The sequence below is a fragment of the Mesorhizobium sp. M7A.T.Ca.US.000.02.2.1 genome (genome assembly GCF_003996995.1).
GTDB lineage: Bacteria > Pseudomonadota > Alphaproteobacteria > Rhizobiales > Rhizobiaceae > Mesorhizobium.
This window is the reverse complement of sequence record NZ_RZTT01000833.1, coordinates 1-828: the sequence shown is the minus strand read 5'-3', so window position 1 is coordinate 828 and position 828 is coordinate 1. Positions and strand designations below refer to the sequence as shown.

At 68.5% G+C, this 828-nt stretch carries 1 pseudogene; it reads right to left on the bottom strand.

Annotated features, from left to right (window positions below):
* Positions 1-828: pseudogene (locus EOD15_RS34975) on the bottom strand (chromosome segregation protein SMC); the annotation flags it as partial.

Here is an 828-nt window from a genome sequence, read left to right as displayed (position 1 = left end):
CTCACGGCCTTCGCGGTTGAGGCTCTGGATCGCCTGCCTGAGCTTGCGGATCGCCTCGATGATGTCCTCGCGCTCGGAGACGATCGCTTCCAGCCGGTCCGATAGCTCCTTCTGCTCCTCCTCGGCGCGCAGATTGACGGCGCCGAGCCGTTCGCGCTCGATCTTCAGCCTGTCGAGTTGACGCTCGATCTCGGCCATCTCAGGCATCGGGCTGTCGGCCTCCAGACCGGTGTGGCGGATGACCAGGTGTGGCGGCGAGTTCAGCGTTTCCTGGATGCGCGCCTCGACCTCCAGCCGGCGCTCGTCGGCCGCGGTCAGCCGCTCTTCGGCGCGAACGCGGGTCTCGCGCGCCTCGGCCAGGAACTGGATGGCGCCGGTGGCGGCCTTGTCCAGTTCGGATTGCCAGTTCTCCGCTTCCTGCAGACGGTCGGCTGCCGCCTTGCGCAAGCTCTCGGCCTCGGTGAGCTGCGACAGCAAGGCACGCCGCTTGGCGTCGATTTCATCGGGAGCATCGGCCAACCGCTCGCGTTCGGCCTCGGCCTCGGCTCTGCGTTCGCCGAGCGATGCGATCTGCGTCGAGGCGTTTTCGGCCCGCTCCAGCCAATTGCTGCGCTCGGCGCCAATGGCATCGAGCCGGCGCGCGCGCGCCTCGGCTTCGCGCCGCAGCCCCTCATGCACCGCGCGCGCATCGGCAAGCGCGGCGCGGTCGCGGGCGACATTGGCCGAGGACTGTTCGAGCTGCAATTGCAGATCGCCAAGATCGGGCGCGTCCTGCAGCAGCATTTCCGCCTCGGCGAAGGCGGCCGAAATCTCCTCATGGCTGTCGAC